1 protein-coding gene is annotated in these 275 nt (G+C 61.1%); it reads left to right on the forward strand.

The features are described from left to right. Positions 1–275, forward strand: a 275-nt coding sequence (locus SB765_RS29465) for an immunoglobulin-like domain-containing protein (RefSeq protein ID WP_410932465.1), incomplete at both ends; no start/stop codon positions are given.

A 275-nucleotide genomic window follows, 5' to 3' on the forward strand; every position in this document is an offset into this window, starting at 1 on the left:
ACCAGCGCACCGTACACCCACGATGCGCAAGGGGACGACGTTTACAACGATGCCGGTGAAATCAGCGTTGGCATCAAGTCGGCGGTAGACGCCACCGGTGCCACCTTCGAGAACCTGCAACTGGGCGGTGCCGCCACCGTTCAAGTGACCGACACCACTGACGAAGTGGTGGCCAAGCTGACCGCGACTCCTTCGGTGACCGAAGGCGGCGAGATCACCTACACCATCACGCTGACCAACAAAGACGGTCTGCCGATCAACAACCATGGCGCGCT

This window comes from Pseudomonas sp. SIMBA_067, from assembly GCF_046534675.1.
GTDB lineage: Bacteria > Pseudomonadota > Gammaproteobacteria > Pseudomonadales > Pseudomonadaceae > Aquipseudomonas > Aquipseudomonas putida.